Source organism: Chitinophagales bacterium, from assembly GCA_041392475.1.
Lineage (GTDB): Bacteria > Bacteroidota > Bacteroidia > Chitinophagales > UBA2359 > JAUHXA01.
The window spans coordinates 218,712-242,062 of record JAWKLZ010000001.1 but is presented as its reverse complement, the minus strand read 5'-3'; the positions used below and the strand labels follow the sequence as shown (position 1 = coordinate 242,062).

19 protein-coding genes are annotated in these 23,351 nt (G+C 38.0%); 7 read left to right on the top strand and 12 right to left on the bottom strand.

The genetic code is table 11. The features are described 5' to 3' along the window. The first annotated feature begins 165 nt into the window (after nt 1-165). Both R3E32_00845 and R3E32_00840 read left to right on the top strand, forming a co-directional pair. Nucleotides 166-1,032, top strand: coding sequence for an RNA polymerase sigma factor RpoD/SigA (locus R3E32_00845; GenBank protein MEZ4883250.1), 867 nt, complete (start codon nt 166-168; stop codon nt 1,030-1,032). A 104-nt stretch (nt 1,033-1,136) separates the two neighbouring features. After that, nucleotides 1,137-3,506, top strand: coding sequence for a caspase family protein (locus R3E32_00840; protein ID MEZ4883249.1), 2,370 nt, complete (start codon nt 1,137-1,139; stop codon nt 3,504-3,506). 61 nt (nt 3,507-3,567) lie between these two features. Here the strand turns inward: R3E32_00840 and R3E32_00835 are convergent, their stop codons facing one another. From R3E32_00835 to R3E32_00820, 4 genes are all read right to left on the bottom strand, one after another. Then, on the bottom strand, nt 3,568-3,870 hold the full coding sequence (locus tag R3E32_00835; protein ID MEZ4883248.1) for a rhodanese-like domain-containing protein: 303 nt from the start codon (nt 3,868-3,870) through the stop codon (nt 3,568-3,570). A gap of 51 nt (nt 3,871-3,921) precedes the next feature. Next, on the bottom strand, nt 3,922-6,510 hold the full coding sequence (locus R3E32_00830) for a T9SS type A sorting domain-containing protein (GenBank protein MEZ4883247.1): 2,589 nt from the start codon (nt 6,508-6,510) through the stop codon (nt 3,922-3,924). 229 nt (nt 6,511-6,739) lie between these two features. Beyond that, nucleotides 6,740-7,591, bottom strand: a complete 852-nt coding sequence (locus R3E32_00825; GenBank protein ID MEZ4883246.1) for a PASTA domain-containing protein — start codon at nt 7,589-7,591, stop codon at nt 6,740-6,742. A 378-nt stretch (nt 7,592-7,969) separates the two neighbouring features. Further along, entirely contained in the window at nt 7,970-10,696 is a 2,727-nt protein-coding gene (locus tag R3E32_00820) for a hypothetical protein (GenBank protein ID MEZ4883245.1), read from the bottom strand. Between the two features lie 178 nt (nt 10,697-10,874). On the opposite strand from R3E32_00820, the gene R3E32_00815 reads away from it, so the two are divergent. Next, nucleotides 10,875-12,269: an ABC transporter substrate-binding protein gene (locus R3E32_00815; GenBank protein MEZ4883244.1), complete on the top strand. Its 1,395-nt coding sequence runs from the start codon at nt 10,875-10,877 to the stop codon at nt 12,267-12,269. 59 nt (nt 12,270-12,328) lie between these two features. Continuing rightward, nucleotides 12,329-12,784 (top strand): hypothetical protein, encoded by a 456-nt coding sequence (locus R3E32_00810; GenBank protein ID MEZ4883243.1) that lies wholly within the window; start codon nt 12,329-12,331, stop codon nt 12,782-12,784. Between the two features lie 6 nt (nt 12,785-12,790). Here the strand turns inward: R3E32_00810 and R3E32_00805 are convergent, their stop codons facing one another. The 6 genes from R3E32_00805 to R3E32_00780 form a co-directional block, all read right to left on the bottom strand. Then, nucleotides 12,791-13,243 (bottom strand): DUF1569 domain-containing protein, encoded by a 453-nt coding sequence (locus R3E32_00805; GenBank protein ID MEZ4883242.1) that lies wholly within the window; start codon nt 13,241-13,243, stop codon nt 12,791-12,793. Between the two features lie 134 nt (nt 13,244-13,377). Next, the gene (locus R3E32_00800) at nt 13,378-14,310 is read right to left on the bottom strand and encodes a hypothetical protein (GenBank protein ID MEZ4883241.1); all 933 of its coding nucleotides are present in this window, start codon (nt 14,308-14,310) and stop codon (nt 13,378-13,380) included. 208 nt (nt 14,311-14,518) lie between these two features. Further along, nucleotides 14,519-14,893, bottom strand: a complete 375-nt coding sequence (locus tag R3E32_00795) for a VOC family protein (protein ID MEZ4883240.1) — start codon at nt 14,891-14,893, stop codon at nt 14,519-14,521. Between the two features lie 106 nt (nt 14,894-14,999). Further along, entirely contained in the window at nt 15,000-16,559 is a 1,560-nt protein-coding gene (gene ggt / locus R3E32_00790; GenBank protein ID MEZ4883239.1) for a gamma-glutamyltransferase, read from the bottom strand. A gap of 21 nt (nt 16,560-16,580) precedes the next feature. Further along, nucleotides 16,581-17,255, bottom strand: coding sequence for a metallophosphoesterase (locus R3E32_00785; protein ID MEZ4883238.1), 675 nt, complete (start codon nt 17,253-17,255; stop codon nt 16,581-16,583). 9 nt (nt 17,256-17,264) lie between these two features. Next, nucleotides 17,265-17,927: a hypothetical protein gene (locus tag R3E32_00780; GenBank protein MEZ4883237.1), complete on the bottom strand. Its 663-nt coding sequence runs from the start codon at nt 17,925-17,927 to the stop codon at nt 17,265-17,267. A 168-nt stretch (nt 17,928-18,095) separates the two neighbouring features. Between R3E32_00780 and R3E32_00775 the strand changes: the two genes are divergently transcribed. Together R3E32_00775 and R3E32_00770 are read left to right on the top strand one after the other, a co-directional pair. Then, nucleotides 18,096-20,516: a choice-of-anchor B family protein gene (locus R3E32_00775; protein MEZ4883236.1), complete on the top strand. Its 2,421-nt coding sequence runs from the start codon at nt 18,096-18,098 to the stop codon at nt 20,514-20,516. A gap of 116 nt (nt 20,517-20,632) precedes the next feature. Then, the gene (locus tag R3E32_00770) at nt 20,633-21,484 is read left to right on the top strand and encodes a hypothetical protein (GenBank protein ID MEZ4883235.1); all 852 of its coding nucleotides are present in this window, start codon (nt 20,633-20,635) and stop codon (nt 21,482-21,484) included. Here R3E32_00770 and R3E32_00765 read toward each other — a convergent pair whose 3' ends face one another. Then, nucleotides 21,485-21,796 (bottom strand): DUF4296 domain-containing protein, encoded by a 312-nt coding sequence (locus R3E32_00765; GenBank protein MEZ4883234.1) that lies wholly within the window; start codon nt 21,794-21,796, stop codon nt 21,485-21,487. It abuts the gene before it with no gap. A 226-nt stretch (nt 21,797-22,022) separates the two neighbouring features. Here R3E32_00765 and R3E32_00760 point away from each other — a divergent pair, with 226 nt between their 5' ends. Then, entirely contained in the window at nt 22,023-22,574 is a 552-nt protein-coding gene (locus R3E32_00760) for a hypothetical protein (GenBank protein MEZ4883233.1), read from the top strand. Between the two features lie 285 nt (nt 22,575-22,859). Here R3E32_00760 and R3E32_00755 read toward each other — a convergent pair whose 3' ends face one another. Next, nucleotides 22,860-23,345, bottom strand: coding sequence for a gliding motility lipoprotein GldH (locus R3E32_00755; protein MEZ4883232.1), 486 nt, complete (start codon nt 23,343-23,345; stop codon nt 22,860-22,862). Nucleotides 23,346-23,351 lie beyond the last annotated feature (6 nt).

Genomic DNA, 23,351 nt, shown 5'->3' with positions numbered 1-23,351 from the left:
TTAAGCACTCACTTCAGACAAAAAATACTGAAAATCACTTAAATCTATTCTTTTTAGAAAAAAAACCTCTGATTATTTCGTATTTCCAATATTTTTTGCGATATACTGAGGTTATTGTTTTCACAACAATAATAATGGCTTTTTTATTTTAACCAAATTGTATTTATGAGAGCATTAAAGATTACGAGTTCGATTACTCGTCGGGATGAGAAATCAATGGAAAAATACCTAACCGAAATTTCAAGATATGATGTACTAACACCAGATGAAGAATACAAATTGTTTAGCAAAATTAGAGCGGGAGACGAGGATGCTTTGTTGCGGATAGTCAATCACAATTTGCGTTTTGTTGTTTCTGTTGCCAAACAATACCAACATTTGGGCCTATGGTTGGGCGATTTGATAAACGAGGGAAATATTGGTTTGATAAAAGCAGCAGGTCGTTTTGATGAAACAAGGGGCTTCAAATTTATTTCCTACGCAGTATGGTGGATTCGACAGTGTATTATTCAATCTATCAATCAGAAAGCCCGAAAAATTCGTCTTCCTCTGAATCAAAAAGCCGCTACTAGCAAGGTGATGAAACAAATCATTGTTTTTATGCAGCAAGAAGGTAGAGAACCTTCTACCGAAGAATTGGCAGAAGCAACGGGTTTTACGGAAACAGTGGTGAAAAAAAGTTTGAGCAATTACAAACTTTGTCAATCTTTGGATGCCCCTGTTGGCGATGAAAGTGATGCTTCATTGGGTTCTTTATTGGAGGATAACAATATTCTTCAACCTGATCACGATGTAGCAGTACACGAATCTCAGAAAATAGAGGTAGAGCAATTACTTAAAAAACTAACGCCTCGACAAGCAACCATTGTTGCGATGTACTACGGCATTGGCAGACAGCACCCTGTATCACTGACCGATATTTCAGAACACATTGGAGTCAGTCGTGAACGTGTGCGGCAAATCAAGGATAGAGGCTTAGAAAGATTGAGGATTCACGCCAAAGGTTTTGCACCTACTTTTTCCATGAATTAATTAAAATTTGACATTTTGCTACAAATCACCCAAATTGTCTTCTACTATTTGGGTGATTTATTCTTGCCTGCCACTCCGATTCATCACTCAAAATCCTAATACCGATGAAGAAGATATTTGCATTGTTTTTCCTCACTTGGGCATCCTTCATGCCCTACAACTTACTTTCCCAAACATTGCAGCAACAGCTGTGGCAAAAAAATTATACCCACAAAAAGGCACAGAAAGTCAATGACCTTATACAAACCGCAGACGGCAATTTTGTGATGGCTGGCTCAATGATGGGGCGCACGAGCGAATATGATCTTTGGCTCGCTAAGGTTGATAATAAAGGAACTTTACTTTGGGAAAAAACACACGGCAAAAATGGTGAAGAGGTGGCCAATGCCATCATCGAAACCAAAGAAGGAGGGCTGATAGCAGTGGGGCATCAAGCCAATTTTTGGTTGGAAACCACACAGTTGTGGATTATCAAAACCGATGCAAATGGAAATTTACTTTGGGAGAAAACCTATCAATTGGGTTTGGCTGATAACAGAGGTATGGACATCATTCAGACTTCTGATGGTGGTTTTGCGATTACAGGAGCAACAATCCCTAATGGAAAATTCTTGGCAGATTTATGGCTGCTCAAAACCGATGCGAGCGGTAATCTAGAATGGCAACAAACTTTTGACGGTGGTTCGAGAGATGAAGGATATTCTTTGGTACAAACCGAAAACGGCGATTTTGTGATTGGAGGAATTACCACTTCTCCTCTATCTAATTTAGATGCAGTTTGTTTGATTCGGGCAAATAATCGTGGACAAATTATTTGGGACAAAAATTTCCATACCTTCAATTCGAGTGCAGCTATGGATTTGGTAGCCACCGAAGACAAGGGTTTTGCGATGGTAGGATGGGGACAAGATGCTCAAAATTCCTTTGATGTGCTGCTTGTTAAAACCGATGCAAATGGTCAAATTCAGTGGCAAAAAAATTATGGTGGAGTTGCTGGAGAAAGTGCAAATGCGCTGTTGGCTCACCACAATGGTCATTTTATCATTGCAGGTCATACGGCTTCAAAAGGTGCTGGTAATAGAGATATATGGTTGTTGGAGATTGGAAAAAATGGAGAATTACTAAATGATAAGGTGTATGGAGGTGTTCAATCGGATGAAGCCAATACACTTTGTTCTACACAAGACGGTGGTTTTGCAGTAGCAGGTTTTCAAAATCAAAACTACTTCATGAACGAAAAAAGCGATGCTTGGATGGCTGTTTTTGCAGGAAAGGAACCTTCAAAAAATACCTTTCAAAATCCTTATGTTGCACAAAATCCTGTAAGCAAAACAGAAAATAAAGTTTCGCCCAAAACTACTTCTAACTCATCAAACAATAACAATACAGCACCAATTACTTCAAAGACCAATTCAACCTCCTCCTCTATCCAGATTTTTTGGCAACAGCCTGACCCCATAGATTTTCACAATTCCATGATGAACACCGACAAAGACCGCTTGAACATTCGGCTCAAGGCGATATCATCTCTTGTGTTGAAAGCCAGCGATTTTGAAGTTTTTGTCAATGAGAAAAAGTACTCAGCCTCCAAATTTGATGAAGTTCAACTCGTTTCACATCAAAACCAGTTCACCTATCAAAACAGTCTGCAACTGCAATCAGGTGAAAACCGCATTGAAGTGAAGGTAAAAAAAGAAGGAAATACGGTCAGCTCCGAAGTCTTTAAGGTTTTTTATTCTGCCGAAAAACCCAATTTACACATTATTACCATCGGCACAAGCCCTGTCAATCTTCAATTTACACAAAAAGATGCACAGGATTTTGCGGAAGCCTTCAAAAATCAAGAAGGAAAATTATACGGCAAAGTAAACACAACTTCACTATTGGGAAAAAATGCCACAAAAACCAAAATAGAAGGATTATTAGAAGCGTATCAATATACACATACAGTTGGCGGGAGAGATGTTGTGATTCTTTTTATGTCTTCTCATGGTTATGTTTACCAAGATGATTTCTACCTACAAGCCGATAATTATGATCCTATTCGCAAAAAAACAACTTCGATAGCCTACAACGATTTGGCAGAAAGTTTGAAGTCTATCCCCGGCAAAAAAATAGTGTTTATTGATGCATGTCACAGCGGAGGAGCGAAGGCACAAATAAGTGCCATCAACCAAGCGATTCACCAGCATCGACTCACCAAAGAAGGGATAAGTGTGATCACTTCTAGTCAAGAAGACCAGACTTCGTATGAAGATACTGCATGGCAAAATGGCGCATTTACCGAAGGTATTCTGCAAGCATTAGACGGCAAGGCCGACAAAGATCGAAACGGTATCCTCACTATTGAAGAACTGTATCAATACCTCCAAAAAGCCGTTCCAGATATGGTCAAACAGCGCAAAAATCAACTACAAATGCCTTTTATGACCAACACCGAATTAGGTGATTTACCGATTTATGTGATTGATTGATATAAACAAAGACTTCGGAAGTTTTTGAAAACTTCCGAAGCCTATCTGCTTACCAAAAATATTAGCCATACAATTCTTGCCACTTCAACATTCCCCCCAACAAATTGCGAACTTTGGTAAAACCAACCGCTTTGAGCATTTCTTTCGCCTGTCCACTTCTTGCACCTGAACGGCAATGCACTACGATTTCTTCGTTTTTGTAATCCTCCAAATCGTCAATCGAATTCATCAAGGCACCCAAAGGAATCAGTTCTGCACCAATATTGTATTCTTCATACTCATACGGCTCTCGAACATCAATCACAAAAAGGTTTTCTTCCTTGTCCATTCGGCTTTTTAACTCTTCAACAGTAATATCTTGCATGTATATTTTGTTTTTCGTATTCAAATCAATTTTTCAATATCTAATCTAACATCACTGTTTCAACAACTTGTGCATACTCATTTCCTGCAAATCGGCATCGTAGGTTTTCACCAAATACAAACCATTTGGCAAATCTCGAATATCGACTCCTCCATTTTCGAGGTATTCTTCTGCAATGACCCTACCCGAAAAATCAAAAATATGCACCCACTGAATAGACTGATTACCTTTCACTTGGAAATAAATACGGTCATTTGAAGGATTGGGATACAACACCACTTTTTCGGTCAAAACGTTTTCTTCTTCAATGCCCACATTGACATCTTGTTCATTGAAAGGTTTACCAAATACAGGCCGCATCATCACCGAACCATTCAAAATTGAAGGTGTCCATATACTCGTTGAATTAAAGAAAGTATGACTACTTGCATCGTGATTTCTGTCAAACCCCAAGTTGAGTTGCGTTTTTAGGTCTTGCTCATATCCGATATAAATTGTACCCGCACTCACAGGCAATGGGTTTTCTAAAACATAGGTATAAAAACCATTTCGCTGCGAAACATACTGTGGACTGAGATCAATTTCTTCTGAATAAATCAAGTTGGATTTATTACTTCCTACACCGATGCTATCCCAAACCATTAGGGAAAGTGAATTTTTTTCGTCATTGGAGTTCATATTGACAAAATTGATTTGAATAGCCTGCAAAACATCGTCTTCCAATACATTGAAAGCCATCGCCAACTGAGACTCCGAACCTTCCAATCCATAGGCTACTTCTGCAGTTCCATCATCATAGGCGTAGTAATTGAAGAATTTTTGATAGCCATAGAGTAGGTTGTTATCTTGGTTCTGATCTTTATCGTCAATAAGTTGATAGATAACCTCAAATACTACACTATCTCTATCTAAAGCAGTATTTAATTTATCACTAATATCTGTATCTATACTTGTAAACAAACGGGCAGTCGTTCCTCCTGCATCTATTGGCTCTAAAATTATCCTTGACGAAAGCACAACAGTAGGATTTTCAACAGAATACAATGTATCAATTGTACATACATCTAACACAGTAAATTTTCCGGTTTTTCCAATCTCATTTACTGTACTATTATTTCTAAGAGGTATGAATAAGTTTTCTTTTAAAGATGATTCTACATTGTTAGTAAAATGTGTCCACGGCATCGCTTGATAATCATTCAACAGAGAAGGAATCGACCCAATAGGAGTAAGGTCGTCAATAGTTCCCAAAGCTTTTGTATCAAACTCAATATAGTCTATGTTCCAATGGTCATTGAAGCCAGAAATCGTTGCTTTGTTGCTAAAGCGAAACTGAAAACCATCAAAAATAAAATTCACCCCTGCAATGGTATCTAATTTGACATAAGAACTATCACGGTAAGGTTGACTCTCATCATCCCTTACGGCTAGGTGCGTTTCCACACGAAGAGCAGTTCTATCACCTAAGTTTTTCACATCCACACTCACAGGCTTGAAAGGGTAAAACGGCTCATTTTTGGCAGGACCTTTCAGCTTCCAAACTTGGTACCAATTGTCATCATCACCCAAAAACTCCAACCTCAAGCTATCTCGGCTGTTCGGATAATCCCCCAGCCCCTGTGGCTGGTACTGAAAGCGCAGAAACACTTCATTGTCATTCGTACCAAAAACCGATGTAACCATTCCATATTCATCCATCCGATTGTAGCACACAGGACGGCTCGTCAATACATCGGCAGTACCATCAATCAAACCAACGCCTTCTTCAATCGGAATAGGTGCATAAGGTTGTCCAAACTGATTGAAACCATCAAAGGTAGCCACTCCAATGGACAAAGGTTGATAGGCCATTGTCTGGTTTACAAACACAAAATCATCTTCCCAAGCAGCCAAATCTGGATACAACAGTGAAGTCGAAAAATCTTCTACAAAAGGTAGTGTATCAATCGTTGCCTCCCTTCCTATCTCAAATATTCGGTAGGCGTGACATTCACTTTTGGAGGTCGTATCTCGGAAATAATACAATGTTGGAGGCAAGTCCACCCGCAAATTTTGAGAAGATAGAGTCCCCATTCTCGCCCCATCAAACCATCTAAAAATAGGCAAAGCACGGTCGGTAATGTCAAATGAAAAACCAATTGAACCCAGATTATCACAAAAAACATCCCGCTTCACAAAATTACCCTGAATAGCAGGAATAGGTTGTGTATTCACATTGTCCAATGGATACCACAATTCTAATTTATCCGCAATCTCAACTCCAGTAACCGTAAAAATGTATGGGCCAGCCGAAAGGTTAGAAAAAGTAAAGGTATTGCTGTTTGAAGATTGAGTAACCGTTTCGTTATTAACAGTTTGATAAGTGAAATTATATGCACTATTAACAGGTCCATTGATAACTCGCAAGGTAACCGACCCATTGCCGTCTTGCGCTCCGCAATCGGGTTTCGTAAATGCTGTTACCTGCAAACTCACTCGTTGTTCGGGATTACACACAAAATCGTAATCAAACTGAAACCCTTTTTCAAGACTATTTGATGGATAACTATTGTTGAATGGTAAAGGCATTAGTTTTTCTTGTGCAGAAACGCCAATGCTAAACAATAAAATGGTGGAAAATATCAATAGTTGCTTTATCATAAAAAAATACTTTGCTGTTTTTTGCTATTCATCGAATGATATTTTGTACTCATTCGATTATTAATATTAGTTGATTGGTTTTTCAATACGAATGAATTGAAGCAGTTGGATACAAAAATGGTTCATTTAAATTTTTTATTTAAACGACTAAGGTTTTTGAAATTTTTATTTATTTATATCAATGATTTTCAATTAATTCACCAATTACTAATCATCCAATCGCTACTCACTAATTATCAGGGCCATCCAAAGGATTTACTTCGACCGAATCACCCACTTCTTCTTCATATTCAGGAATTATTTCCGTTTCACGAGGCTGGCTATACGGTGAACGTAAAAATAAATCCACAGGCTCACCAATTGTGATTTCTGTACCATCTCCAGGAGCAGGAATTTGGCGGTAAACAATCGCCCTATCCGAATCCGTTTCTCGCACATCATCCTCTCTCACCACTGCTCCAACGGTCAGCGACATCCCTTGAATGGCAATTCGTGCCTCCAAAAAGGACAAGCCCACCAGAGTAGGCACAGGAATTCGGGTATTCCCCAATCCATTCCCCAAAACCAAGGTAATGGCACTCCCTTTTTCTACTTTCGTTTGAGGCTCAATTTCTGCACCATTTAACTTAATTTTCAGCACCAAATTTTTGTACTTATACGGCACATACTCCAATTCACCTACTTCCAAACCCACACTTTGCAGTTGCTTTTCGGCATGACGCAGTGAAGCTTGAATGATATTTGGAATCTCTACTATTGGAGGAGTTTTAGAGTTGATAGTCAAATAAATACGGCGATTCTCTTTCACCTTTGCTCCCGGTTTTGGATCTTGTTCGATGACCGTTTCGGGCAGTTTCCCTCTGATATAAGTAGAATCTAAAATGGTATAACGCAAATCTTTTGTTTTCAGATGTCTTTTCACTTGCTCCAATGTCATTTCTCGCAAATCAGGAACGGTAATACTCTCTCCATGATTCGTATAGATTCCCATGCCCCAAAAAATGAGCCATACCGCTATCACACTCGCTAAACCAATAGCAATCAAATGCTTCCAAAGTGAATTACCTAAAATAGTTGCCATATTTTTTTGTATTAATGTCTGGATTGTATTAATGTGTTGGTGTTTTCTTTGTGTTTATGTTTGATAATGTTTTAGAGTCTTTTTGTCATCCCTTGGCATCCTGTTTTTAGTTTCGACAATTTCAAAATGAAGTGTTTTTTTGTATCCAAAAAATATTTTTTTTTCAAGTATTCCTACTTAATTTGGACTTTGGACGAAGGACATAAGCAGAAAGACAAAAGAATTAAATATTTGGTTATGAGCAAATTGCATTCCCAATAAAATTTCATTAAATTCTTTTGCTGTCAATGATTTAAAACTTTTTTTCTTATGTCTTTAATGTTTCGTCCAAAGTCTAATACTTATTATAACACACAAAAACATCCATACTCCAACACATTAACACTCCAACACTTCAACACTCCTTTTCACAAACCCATATTCCAAAATCGCATCAATAAATGCATAAGGCGTATAACCATTCAATGCACATTGATGAAAAATAGCCGTAGCAGGTGTCATGCCAGGCAGCGAGTTCACTTCAATCACATACGTCTGCACCTCGCCATTCTTCAATACTTTAACGAAAGCATCAATACGAGCGTATCCTTCCACCTCCAATATTTCTGCAACTTTCTGCAAATCAGCTTTCACCTTCGCTGCAATTTCATCCCTTCTTGTAGGATTTTTATCGTATCGAGCAGGCGTAATGTTCTGTCCATGTCCCGCCAAAAATTTCTCCTCCAATGACAAAATATCCTCACTTGCCAAGGTTTCAGAAGGTTCAAACATTTCATAGCGAATCTTACCTTCTTCAAAATGGGTCAACAATCCACCTGTCACTTCCAAAAAATGCACGGCATCTTTCTGCTCAATCAATTCTTCAATCAAACAATGTGCTTTTTGGGGAAACTCTTCATTGGGCTGCAAATGTAAAACTTTTCCAACTGCCCCCAATCTATCAAAATTCTCCTCCGCTCGAAACATCAACTGAAGATACGCCTTCAATTCTTCTCTCGTCCGAATCTTTTTTACTGCCGAACTACAACCATCGTCTGAAGGCTTGGCAATCAACGGATATTTAAACGTTTGGCCGATGTCATCTATTGTTTCTTCCTGATTCTTCATCCAATCATCTAAGCGCACCAACAACTGGTCTGCTACATACACACCATGCTTTTTCAAGAGTTGATTTGTAGCATATTTGTCAATCGTCCTATTCGAACTCGTCACACCAGAACCATTATAGGGTAGATTGTATTTCTCCAAATCCGACTGCAAATGACCATCTTCCCCAGGTCTTCCGTGCAAAGCTATGAATACAATATCCACTTTTTCTGCCAAAGTTGCAACGCTAATTGCCTGCGGTTCATTCACTACCTCACCAGAAGTATATTTTTGGATAATGTCACCAGCCTCCTCTTTTATTTGTTCGACTATGGGATGCTTTTTGAAGTGGTCAATTTTGTCTTTGATATCATCAGCATTGTCTTTCAGCAAAATGTTAATGGGAATTTCGTACAGTTCGTAGTGTTCATCATTACCTGTCAGAAAAATGGGAATCGGTAAATACTTCTCCGATGAAGCCAATTTTTCGTAAATATTGCGCCCACTTTCTACCGAAATGTGACGCTCAGTCGAGTAACCGCCCAAAACAACACCTACCCTTTTCTTCAATTTCTTCTGCGATTGAAGGGAAACTATTTTAGCATCCAATTGAGGCAATAGGTCAGCAAAACCGAAATTATTAGGAATATCTTCCATTCGTTCTTGCAGCGAAGAACGAATGATATAAGTCAAAAACTGTGAGGGATTTAAGCCGATTTCTGCCGCTTGATGAAAGAAAAAAGAACTCGGCAACATTCCTGATGTTGTATTGGGGTCGTTGAGGAAAATCTCACCTTTTTCGGTGTAAAATCCGTCAATACGTGCATACGTGTGAAACTGGAAAAAATCAAACAATCGCTTGCATTTGCTTCGAATCGCTTCAATGGCAGCATCTTCCAATTCAATTGGTGTCACCTTTCGGGACATTCCTGGCAAGTATTTGGAGCGGTAATCATATATATTGTGACCTGTGCGAATCTCGGTAGGCGGCAGAGCCAATAATTCTCCTTTTTCGTCCTTCAATACAATACAAGAAAACTCTTTTCCTTTCAAAAATTCCTCGATAATCACCTCTTTTTCTGTGTCATACGCAGCAAGCCGCAAAGTTGCGGCACTACCATTGAAATGATTTTGAAGGAAAGAGAGGAGTTTTTCGGGGTGAAATATCGTTGAAGGGTTTGTTTTTTCACCTGCAATGTTTACCTGCAATGGCAAACCCAAGCCACTCCGAATGTCGACCAAATTGCGGACAAAATCAATTTGAGCTTCTTTGCCCATTGCAGTCCATCGGCTATGCGTCATATCTTCGAGAAAGAAAGCCCTATTCAAATTTTCTGCAAAAGTTTGCCAATTATTTTCCGTCAAAATCATGGCACCAATTGAAGAACCTTGATTTGCGGCCTTTATGACCATTGGAAAGCCAACCTTCGCCTTGATTTCTTCAAAATAAGATTTCGCTGCCTCCTGATTTGCAGCCAATTGCAGCCATTTTTCCTTTTTGACATTCCAAAAAACAGGCCCTTCAAAACCGCCACCTTGCATCATGCGTTTTTGAAAGACTTTGTTCATACCAATTGCAGAAGGCAAAATCCCCGAAGCAGTGTAAGGAATGTCCAAATATTGTAACAAACCCTGAATACTACCATCTTCTCCATAAGCTCCATGCAGTGTCAAAAAAGCAAAATCAATGTACTTTGGGAGTTCGGAAGTTGCAATAGGTTTCCCTATTTTTTGGAGGAGTTCGATTTGTTGTTCTTTGGTAGTCAGCTCCAAACTTTCTGCATAAATTTGGAATACATTGGGTGATGAAGGCAAAAACTCGGCAGGTGGATAAAAATCACGCACACTGCCTTTATACACATATTGCCAATCCAGCAAGGTAAAATTACCAAAACTGTCCACAAATATGGGAACCGCTGTAAACAAACTTTTATCAAGATTGTCATAGACCGTTCTACCTCCTGCAAAGGATATTTCTCGTTCACGAGACCGACCACCGAATAAAATACCAACTTTCATAGTGTGCAAAAATAAGCCTTTATTGAGAATTGAGAATTGTTTATTTAACTTTGTCCAAATTGTTTTGGTCTAAAAGCTGAAAGCCGCTCAATGAGACTTCTGAAATCTTGAAAAATTTTAGAAGTCTGAACAATCTGTCAAAATTTGATTTTCATTTTCATCTTAATGTTGATTTTCCATGTTCAGAAACCAAATCCATTTATGTATCTGCCTATTATGTATCTGCCTCCTAATAGGTGCTTGCGGCAGTGGCGCAAAAAAGACGCAAGGTACTCAAACAAATACCAATACGAACAATGAATTGCCGATAGATATTACTCCAAAACCTATTCCTCCTCCAACGAAGGTAAAAACTGATTCAGAATCAACCAATAATGGTTCTACAATAATTATCATTCCGACAGATAAAAATTCTGGACTGAATGAGATTCCCGATGTTGAAGCTCGGCCTTATGCTCCAAATATTGCGATAATGTTGCCTTTTCAACTCAATGAATACAATCCGACAATGGACAGCATGGATTCTATTCCCAGAAAAACCAACTTGTCAGCAGAGTTTTATGAAGGCATCAAAATAGGTTTGGAACACTTGAAGAACGAGGGAATTTCGTTAAATGTTCAGGTATATGACACTCAAAATAGCCCCTTTGAGGTAAATAACATTTTGGCGAAACCCGAAATGAAGGCAAGTGATTTGATAATTGGCCCTATTTACAACAAACAACTCACCGAAGTTGCCAAATTTGCCAAGCAAAATCGGATTTATGCAGTTTCTCCGCTTTCTCCTTCCGACAAAATAACGACCAATAATCCTTATTATTTGATGGCTACCCCAACGATAGAAACACAATGTGCCGCCATGTTTGACTACATTGTGAATACTTATCCAAACCGCAATATATTGGCATTGAGCACTTCAAAACCCAATGAAACCAATTTAGCGAGCCTGTTTTACCGATTTGCAACTGTCAATGCTGCCAATAGAGAAAAATATGGCTATGTGGATGTCACACAGGTAGTTAGTTCGATTGAAGATTCCGAAACAAGCATTGAAGCACATTTATCACCCAACAAAGAGAATGTGATTGTGGTGACTTCTTTTGATGAATTGTTTATCAACGATTTACTCCGCAAACTAAATATGCTCAAGAGTCGCTATCGAATTACTGTTTTTGGAATGCCCAACTGGATGAAAATGAGCACTCTGCAATTGGATTATTTGGCAAACCTCAATTTTCACATTACCGTACCTTTCTGGTACAATTCCAATGAATTGAGTCACCAAAAATTTAGGGAAGATTACCTCAATACTTTCAAAACCCATCCTTCCAACAACGCAAATACAGGTTACGATTTGATTACTTACTTCGCCCGCAATTACCACAAATACGGTGAAAGAATCGAAGGTAAACTGGATAAAAGTGAAATAAAAGGAACTTTCAACAACTTCTATTTCAATGGAGCTTCCTCCAATCAATACAACCAAAGTTTTTCACCTACTGACTATCTGGAAAACAAATATGTCAACATATTGAAATACAACTCATTATTTGAGTTAGAGAAGGTGAATTAGTGATTGGTACATAATAACTAATCACCAGTCACAAATAAGTAATAACCAATAACCAACTCATGAAATACTTACATCAATTGTTGATTCTCTGCATCACTGTTTTCTTTTTTTCTTCTTGCAGTAAATCAAAACTACAACACGCACAAGAGTCGCTTATCGGCAACTGGGCTGTCACCAAAGCCTACCTGCCCATGCCTACAAAAGGAGAGACTCAACAGGAATCGGGAAAACTGGGTACATTTCAATTCGGTGAAAAACAGGTATCTTATTCTTTTGAAAACAATGGTAAAAAATATGAGGGAACTTCTTCTTGGGAATTGACCATGCAAAAAGTACATTCAGGTTTCATCAATGTACCAGAATACACCCTTCAATTGCAGAACAACCTACACTTTATTGCAACTTTTGGTGATCAAACAAGCGATGCTACGGTGAAGGCAACTCGTATGGGCTTGAGTTTAAAGGAAGGCTCAGGAGGTAATATTCCAAGAATACAGTTGTGGCTGGAGAAATAGACACTTCTACACGCCAAACTGTGTCAAATGATGGTCTAAATGTTTGTAAAACATCACATTCCATTCGTTTTTGGTAAGCGGACCGAAGGAGTGAGATTCTTTGCCTTCAAAATGAGTTGCACCGAGAGTTTGGGTTTTGGTGAGGTAATCAATCAGTCGTTTTTTTTCTGCTTCAAAGTCTTTTTCGGTGGTCATTAAAAATTGAGGGGCAGTTCGGCTATTTTTGGGATAAGGTTTTGGGCCCACTACACCATTTTTGACAAACATTTTGAGCATAAACTTCACGAAAGCATTCGGTTTAGGGTGTTTGTCTTCATAAGTCATCTCATAGACCACATTGCAGTGCGCCAACATTTGACCAACACTCATTTTGCCCCACAGACCCTGAGTTTTTGGAGAGAGATTATGAATACGTTCAATAATTTCTGCGACATCCTTTGAGTCAAAAACGTTTTTCATGTTGGAAATTTTTTGGAGTTTTTTGTGGAGGGTAAAATACAAAAATAGCTAAGACTTAACAAAAAAAAGCCCGTCAAAACTTCTTTCGAAGTCTTGGCGGACATTCCATTTGCACTTACATTTCTATTTTCCAATTATTTCACCCATGCTGCCGCATATTGAATTTGATTGACTTCATTTCCATTAATCAACAAAGACTTATCAAAACCCATCACCAAAATCGTTTTATAGCCGTTGTTGTTTGCTTTAGCGATTTCTGCTTTCAATTGAGCGTCTGTCAAATTGTTGAGTGCATACCAAGCATTGTGAGGAGCTTTGTCAAAGATGGGCGAAAAAGTGATTTTTGAAGTTGTCTCCTGTGTCACATCCATGTAAGCAACTTTTTTACCTGCAATCTTTTGTTGTTCCATCTCTGTTTGTGTAGCGGCTACGCTTAGATTGGATTTGGCAACCCATGATCCAACATTTGCTTTGTCGAACAGGGCAGCTACATACTTTTGACCACCTTTGATGACCACCGAGCGATTGACCAGACGGTATCCATCAGCCAAGAAATCATTAAATTTCTTTTGATAAGCAGCTTGTGTCAATCCGTGTACAGCTTTCCATGCAGGACCAACTTCTTTGGTAAAAATAGGCGCATAGCGAATTTCTCCATTTTGCAAGTAGCTCTCAATGAAGGATAAACGATAGCCTTTTCCTGTCAAATCATTGAATTTTTGTTGGTAAGCAGCTCCTGTCAATCCGTGGTAAGAAGCAAAAGTAGTCTTGTCCAATTCAAAAATCACGTTGAAGTATGTTTCGGTTGAACCATTATTGGCCACACCAGCGCGGTGCAAGAATCCGTCAATTGCCACTGGGCGATAGCCTCGCTTGGTATAGCTGTTAAAATAAGACTGATACTCTTCGGCAGGAATCCCATTCACTACCAAAGTAGTTGAATTTACCTGAACATTTACAGCTTTGAAATTACCAATTTTAGGATTGGTTCTGCGCTGTGCATTTGCAGTTTGAACACTAAAAAGAAATACAAATAGAGAGAAAATTAAAATTTGAAAGGTTCTCATGGTTTAAAAATTTTAAAAGGTTTAACAATTATTTGTTACGCCCTTCATAGACGAGAACCACCAAAAATTTGGGAAGTTTTTTCTCAAAAAAAATATTTATTTCAAAAAACACAACCGAATAAAGCTACAAAATAATTTCATAGTTAATTCATTATCAATTTTTTAACCCCTAAAAATTATTATTCATTCTGATTTCAACTTTTATCTCTCAACCTTCAATCAATGCCATTACGGCTCCAGCAGGGTCTTGAATCACACAAAAATTATTGTTCCCCATCATTCGAGGACCATCTAAAATTTTACCGCCCATTTCTACACACTTTGCAGCCGACTCCTCCACATTTGCCACTGTCACATACATTAACCATTGTGGTGGAATGTTGGCATTACTACCTTTAGCATAACAAATGCCTGCCATCACTTGTCCATCTTCTTGGTGAATATTGAAGTCATCGTAGCCAGAATATAGACTTGCAGTCCAACCAACGACTTCGGTGTAAAAATTTTTGACTTCTTCGGCATTTGGAACAGTTAGGTCATGCCAAATAATAGATCCAATTACTGATTTTTTTTCTTCTGCCATTTTGAAATACTTTTTTTTGCAAATTACTAAAATCAACAATAAAATTACAAAATATTTAGTTTATTCACGAATTTTTGTTCTTAAAACAATTATTTTGCTAGTGATTTTAACTTCCCATGACCACCCCAAAACGCCGTTCATCTCCTACTCCTTCCAAATTGCCTTTCGCATCTGCTGCAATCGCATTGACTCCTCCAAAAAACATACTTTGCTCCGACCAAAGCACCTTTTCCCAATTTGAAGGCAATTGCAGCTTAGAAAGTGATTCTTCATCAAAACCCTTTTCGATATTCCATTGCCTTCCTTCAATGTGCAAACGAGCGCACCGAATCGCCTCTTCCAAAGGCATTTGATAATCTGTCCAATGTAGAATCGTTTGAAGAACAGCCGAGCGAATGCGGTTCGACCCGCTTGAACCCAAGACCAAACGGGCTTGTCGGTTTTTGAGCAACATAGAAGGTGCCATCATGGACGACATACGTTGGTCGGGAATCCATTGGTGAAATCCGTTGGGATTTAGGTCTGCTTCACCGAGCATGTTGTTCATCATAATTCCCGTTTTTGGCACAAAATAGCTATTCCCTGCTCCAGACGAAATGGTAGTGCTGACCGCATTTCCGTGTTTGTCCATCACGCTAATGTGAGTCGTACTACCCAGTTTGTCCGCTTTTTTGGTGAGTGATTGAAGGTAGGAACTGAGGTTTTGCTTTTGCAGAAAATGCTGGACAATATCGGGTTGATGAAGGAAGGCATCCAATGATTTTTTGCGGGACAAATTCATGCTATTCATCACTTCCCCAAGTAGTTGGATGTACTCATTGCTGCCCCACTTTAGGTTTTGCAAATCATAAGATTGGAGCAACTCCAAACAAAATGCAATCAAAATGCCTCCTGCACTTGGAGGGGGATTGGTCAAAAACTGAAAATCTCGGTAGTTTAGCTGCAATGGCTTTCGGCGAATAACTTGGTATTCTTTGAAATCTTGTGGGGTCAGATGCCCGCCCAGTTCTTGTGCATCTCTGCAAATCCGTTCAGCTATTTCACCTTCGTAAAATTCCCTCTGTCCTTCGTTTGCTAAAACATAGAGTGTATCCGCTAAACCTGCAATGTGCACCTCCTCTCCTTTTTGCTTCAATTCTCCATCCTCTTTCAAAAAAATGGCCTTTCCTTCTGCTGATTCGCAAACAATGGGATAGAGCAGTCCCAGTATATTCTGCTGAAAATCATCTAAGACCACACCATTTTTTGCCAAGGTAATGGCAGGTTCTGCAATGACTTTGAAGGGAATACTCCCCAATTCGGAATGAACTTTATACAAACCTGCAATGATGCCTGGCGTAGCTACTGAAGCCAAGCCGATATGAAATGTCTGTATGGTATCTTTGAAGTGAAGGTGTGCAGGAAAGAAATCGAGTAAACCGTCTGTTCTTTTTTGTTTTGGTGTTTGTGTAAAAAAATCATATACATGCTGCTGACCGTTCGGCTGATGCGCCAACAAAAATCCGCCTCCTCCAATAGAAATCGAAGCCGATTCAGCTACACAGGCTGCTAAAATCGCTGCCATTGCCGCATCAAAAGCATTGCCGCCTTCCTCTAATATCATCCATGCAGCCTTTGCCGTTTCTTGATGTCCTGCTGCTACTTTGCCGTATTTTGTATTGTTCATATACTTATTTTACTCTACATTTTATTGTAAAATTAGTTCGTCTGTATCTAAGTTAAAAGCCGATAGATATCCTAAGCTTTCTATCTTATTGTAAATACAGCCACTATCTATGCAGATTACCCTATTTTTTGCTGCAATGTTTGATTGAATTTTGTCGATTGAAGTTACAAAATGCCCTACAACTTGTCTTTTCTTCAAAAGTTCATTCTTGTCAATATCAAAATCTACTCTCGAAAACAAACCCCTCATTCCTCGGTAAATACTGTGTTCATCTATAAGAAATTCGGTATGACTAACTAACCAATCTCCCAAATCATAGGCATATTCCATACTACTAAAAAACTGAAGGTAGGTCTCCAACTCATCACCTAAAAAATCGCTGGTATTATTTTGCTCCAAATAATCCATAAAGAAACTCCATCCACAGTCATATGCAGTCAAAAAAGATTGCTCATGATTGCCTTTCAGTGTAAAAATAGAAAAGTCCATCCTCTTTAATTGAAGAATGTAGTCTACTACTTGTTTGCTGTTGATTCCTTTATCTATCAAATCTCCTAACAAAAATAATTGATCTTGTAGAGTCAAATCGAGCTTTTTTAACAAAGTCTTCAAGGTGATTATACAACCATGAATATCTCCAATAGCAATTCTCCGACCTTTTGGCGGACGAGCAAGAAAAGGAATTTCGTACTTCATACATTGCGGTTACTTCATTTCTAAATAGTAATTGACATATTTTTTTTCTACATCATTTAATTCTGCATTTTCCCAAGATATTTTGTACCAGATTTCGTTTTCTAACCAAAAACGGTATATAAATTCATTGAAGGTAGGGGCGCAATAATAAGAAGTTTCATAGGGATAAATTTCTCTTGACTCCGCTTGACTACAATATTCATTTCCAGATGCAACAATACAGTGATTACCATGTTTATCCAAACACAAAAACCAAAGCAAACAATATTGAGAATCGGACAAAAAATGCAGAAAATGCAACCCTTCTGTGTTGGGTATTTCTTCAATAAAATCTCCTAACTCAAAGTAACAATCTGTGTTTGAACGCATTCGATTGATTAGGCTTGGGTTGCTCATGAAATACAGAAATGCTTTGGGGAGAGTTAAGCCTTTCTCTATTGCCTCTTTTTGGAGTCTTTTGAGTTGATCTTGAAAATTGAAGGTAAAATTGTGATGGAGGGGATGTTTTCGCATCCAATTAAACTCATCATCTAAATTTTGTGGAATCGGCGGCAATTCTTCGTAACTAAAAGGATAATACGTTGCGGCATAATCCAATTCTCTAACACCTTCAATATCTGAAAACCACCAAACTTTTTCAAAGGGTATTTCTTCCATTTTGCTTAGATTCATTAATATTATTTGGAAAGCCTTACAAGATATACAAAAGTTCAGCTTGCAAGCTAAAAGACGTAAAAATTGAAGAAAGAAATTGTAAATTTGCAGCCCTTCAAAAAACAAAGCCCCATAAACCCATTGACTTTCAATATTTTTAACATCATTATCAAACCATTATTTCAAATGAAAAGATTTGCATTGTTGCTATTAATTGGCATACTTTTGTCTCTGCCTTTCGGTGATACCTACGCTCAAAAAAATATGTTTTTGGTCAGTCATTTGACTTACAACCAAGGTGCAAACGATATTTGGGGCTATGTAGATTCACGTACTGAGATTGAATATGCAATTGTTGGATTAGACCACGACATTTCTATTGTAAGTTTGGCGAATCCTGCAAACCCTAAAGAAGTAGCAAGAATACCCGATTCAAATTCTTTGTGGCACGATATGAAAGTTTGGAACAACCACATTTATGTGACCAACGAAAGTAGTCAGGGTTTGTTGATTATTGATGTGAACCAATTGCCTGAGGTGAACTATGTGCGTTGGAATGGTTCGCAAGACCCAAATTTTGCCATTAATATGCACACAGCACACAATCTTTTCATTGATGAACATGGCTTTGCGTATATTTTTGGGGCAGATGTAGGAGTTGGCGGTGCGATTATCCTTGATTTGAACCAAGATCCTTTGAACCCTCCAATTGTAGGCATTTACGATACCCGCTATATTCACGATGGGTATGTGCGTGACAACATTATGTGGTCTGCCGAAATCAATGATGGAATTTTGTCGGTTGTAGATGTATCAGACAAAGCAAATCCTCAAGTATTGGCAACGACTTCTACGCCCAATGATTTCACGCACAATTGTTGGTTGTCAGATGATGGCAATACGATTTATACAACAGATGAAAGGGCAAATGCTTTTATTGCAGCCTATGACGTATCTGACTTGAGCGACATTCGCGAACTGGATAGAGTTCAATCAAGTGCTGGTCAAAATGTGATTCCTCACAATACTTTTGTAAAAGGAGATTTTTTGGTGACTTCTTATTATAGAGATGGGGTGACAGTACATGATGCCACGAATCCTAACTTTTTAGTTGAAATCGGTAATTATGATACCTCTCCTGACTATACGGGTGATGGCTTCAATGGCTGTTGGGGTGTATATCCTTATTTGCCTTCTGGACTCGTAATCGCCTCTGATATCGAGGAAGGTTTGTATGTGATTCAGCCTTCTTATATTCGTGCTTGCTACATTCAGGGGAATATAACGGATGCTGCGACTAATGAAAACATTGCAGGTGTAAAAGTGAGGATTGAAGAAGTGGGAAAAACTTTTGAAACAGATTTTTCAGGTAACTATGCAAACGGTATTCCCGATGCAGGTTTTTATACCGTAACTTTTTCTAAATTGGGTTATCAATCTGTGAGTTACTCCAACATCTTTTTGGCAAATGGGGAAACTCTTAGTTTATCTGCAAATCTAATTCCTGCGAAAATGTTTAAACTCACTGGCAGGGTAAGGGATTCTGAAACATCTGATATTGTAGTGGATGCAAAGGTTGTATTTTCCGTGGATGATTTTTCGGTTGAAACAAGCACTGATGAAACAGGTTTGTTCACAATACCCGACTTTTTGGAAGGTTCTTATGAAGTATTTATCGGAAAATGGGGCTATCAAAATTATTCATCAGCTACTGCAATTAGTGAATCGAATACGACTAATCTTTATGACTTGAACCGAGGATATGCTGATGATTTTGCAGTAAACTTAGGTTGGACAGTAGAAAGTACTGCTTCAGCAGGCATTTGGGAAAGAGGTGTTCCTTATGGCACAAATACCAATGGATTGACCATGAATCCTGATAGGGATGTAGAAGGAGATACTGGAAATCAATGTTATGTGACAGGCAATGCAGCAAGCAGCAATGTAGCTGCAGATGATGTGGATGCAGGATATACCCGTCTTATTTCTCCAGTTTTTGACCTTAGCACGTATGAAGAACCAGAAATTAGCTATTATCGTTGGTTTGCCAATGCAGGTGGACAGGTCGCACCCAATGATGAATTGATTGTAACTTTGAGCAATGGTACAAAAACGCAAACAGTAGTAGAAAGAGTAGATGCCAACAATCCTTTTTTGAACCAATGGTATCAAACAAAAATCAAGGTAAGAGATTTCATAGAGCCTACTGCAACCATGCAAATTACTTTTGAAACGGCTGATGAAGATGGACTTCAAAATGGAGGCGGTTTGGTAGAAGCGGGAGTAGATGTGTTTAGCGTAACAGACTTGGCAACTGTAGGCATTGAAGGTAGCATTGAAGGAAACACCTTGTCTGTTTTGGCATATCCTAATCCTTCAAAAGATGGCTTCAATATAAGCTTAAACGGGGTTAGTTTGGGAATTCTTCAACAACAAAATGCTCGATTAAGAGTTTTTAGTATAAGAGGACGTGAAGTTTTTAATGAATCCATCGAAGACACAAAAATGTATGTTCCAAGAAATAATTTAAAAGCTGGAATCTATATATATGTTGTAGAAGTGAATGGTGACTGGACTTCAAGAGGTGAATTGCTGATTCAAGATTAGTCGGTGTCAAATAAATAGATGTTGGCACAAACATTATAATTAAACTGTACGTACCTTTGTATAGTCTAATCGGCTATAGATATGTCCTTCAATCAAGCCTAAATCTATTTATTCCAATGAAGTTAAATTTTACTTTTCTTGTATTGCTATTTCTATGTGTATTTTCAAGTAAATCTGCTTTCTGTCAACCTGTAGTGGCAGAAAGCGGGGAGGAAGAACCAAAAGAACTTCGATATAGCTTTATCTCTGAAAACCGATACAAAACGATTCATGAGTTAGACGACCAGCATTTTGTACCTGCAAAATACCAACTGGGGCAGAAAGAAATTGTTCCTATCGACGCAGGTGATATCACCGTTTCTATCATGACAGGGATGATTATCATTAGAGGTGTTGAAAACTTAGGTACTTTCCACATCACTCAAAAAGAAAAAGAACGTGTTGGATATGTCTATGAATTGATGAACAAAGAGGGTCAAACAGCCCGATTTAAGGTGGTAATCGACCAAGAAAACTATATCAATCTCCTCTACTTTTATTCTAAGACTTTGGGGGAGCATACCTTTTTTCTTGCCGAAAAAGAAGACCAGACACTGGCTGCTGAACAAAATTTTTTCACTCCAAAATCAAAGATATTTGTTCGCTCATATGGCAATTTGGTCGCCAAAGAAATCAAACCATTTTCTGTAATCAAAGATTTGGAAATCAGCAGTATTTCACAGCGAATCATGATGGAGAGTCCCATATCTTTGAATTTTGAAGAATTTACCTGCACCACACCTCAAGGTACATTTAGCATCAAGGAATCCAAAACTTATGAATTTCGCTCGGCAGAATTTCCATCGGTTCGGTCTCGAATTGAGTTATTTGTGAAAGAAAAACCCAAGAAAATATATATATACCTCAACTTCAAACAAGAGATTGAGTGTATCGAAATTGGCATGACTCGCTACTTTTTGATGCCCTAACTATTTGTGCGTTTCCAACATCGAGGCAGATTCCATCTTGGAAAGCGTATTGAGTATTTCTTCATACATCAATTGGAGTGTATCAGGGAGGTCGGTATAGTAATCGAAAGATTTTTTGAAATCTTCAAAATTCGTTCCATGTATGGCAAATATTTGCTGGTAATATTCTTCAATTGATAAGTGAGTTACCGATGAATCTAATTTCATACTTTGGCTAAATGCTTCAGCCAAATGTATATCAAGCAACACTTTTTTCATTGTCTCTGAATCGATTACCTTTTCAGAATTAATTGAAGCTGAATTCTTGTTCATGCAACCCACCACCAAAAAAAGCAACAGTACGAAACCGAAATAATTTTTATAGAAAGTCCTATATTTCATGTGCTAATCTTTTTTCATTTATTTTGACAATCGCTATTTATTACACGATAAATTGAACAATTTACAATTGAAGACTTTATCTTTGTAATATTGGATAAAAAAATACATTTATTTTTCTATTTATATTGTTTCATAATTAAATAATAAACTGAGAGTTATGTTTAAAAAATTTCTATTGGGTTTGTTCATCTACCTATTTGCGGCAACAACTATTTTTGCTCAAGCTCCAACCCAAGTGCAAAGCATTGATAAATACAACGAGATGATTGACAAAGGCATTTCTGAAAACGAATTGCAGTCACATACCCTACGATTGAACGCTGGTGGACAAACTTGGACAGGCATCTTGAACTACACTGAAAACATCTACTTTTACTTCGAAGCAAAAGCAGGAATAGTTGCTTTAAAGAAAATTTCGATTAGTACCAAAGTAGCAGAACGTATGGGATGGAAAGACTTTCTGTTTGACGATACAGGAAACGTAGTCAAGCACTTCAATATTACAGATGCTACGAAAGCAAGTTCCCCTTCTGTTCAATATTATTTTTTGAGTAGCAAATTGGTGACCATTATTGACCCCAATGGCACACGCAATCCTAACAATTTTGAAACAGAGGATATTCAAAAAGCAGTTGAAGTATTGAACGAAGCAAAAGACTACAAAAAGGTATTTGACAGTATTATTGCCATTCAACTCGGTGCCAAGTAATCCATCGAAGTATATATTTGTAAAAAAGGTTGATTAATATTTTTTTGATTAATCAACCTTTTCCTAATTCTTTCAGAATCTGATAAAATAATCATAGCCATCAAGTTCAGTAATTAACATAACCATTAAGCCTTGAACAAGAACGAATAATAGAAAGGAAGCTTTCTTATAGTTCATGTGTATAGTGTGCTTCTTTTTTATTAAAACTTCCTGTTCAAAGCTGTATGAGAAACAACAAAACCTTAGCTTGACGGATATGATAAAATAATCCAAAAAATACAGTAACTAATTTTTTATTGCCTTCTCTACTCTAATCCCCACATCCAACACTTCCTCTAATGGGTTTCGGCGCATATTTTGCTCTAAGTCAAAACGATACACTCCTTTTTCGGGAAAGATAGCATTCGGTTGAATCAAAATTTGATGGCTAATGATACTACCTGAATGATTGCCATACCATTTTCCTTCTTTTGAAGCCAAAGGTAATTCGACTCTTCTTTCCGACTTCTCTCCTGAAGGAAAAGTCGTATAAAGCATGAGCCAAAGGTTACTATTTGCATACTGATTGGTATGTCGTAAATTCACATACACATTGTAGCGAATACTTGTATCTACGACAGTTACTTCGTAAGGTATCACAGTGTCATAATCCCAGCTACGATTAGGAATTTCTGTATTTTGTTCATAAATACGGCTTTCATCGCAAGCCACCAAAACAATAGCAAACACAAAAATTCCTATATACTTGAAAATGTATGTTACTTGTTTCACGATCAT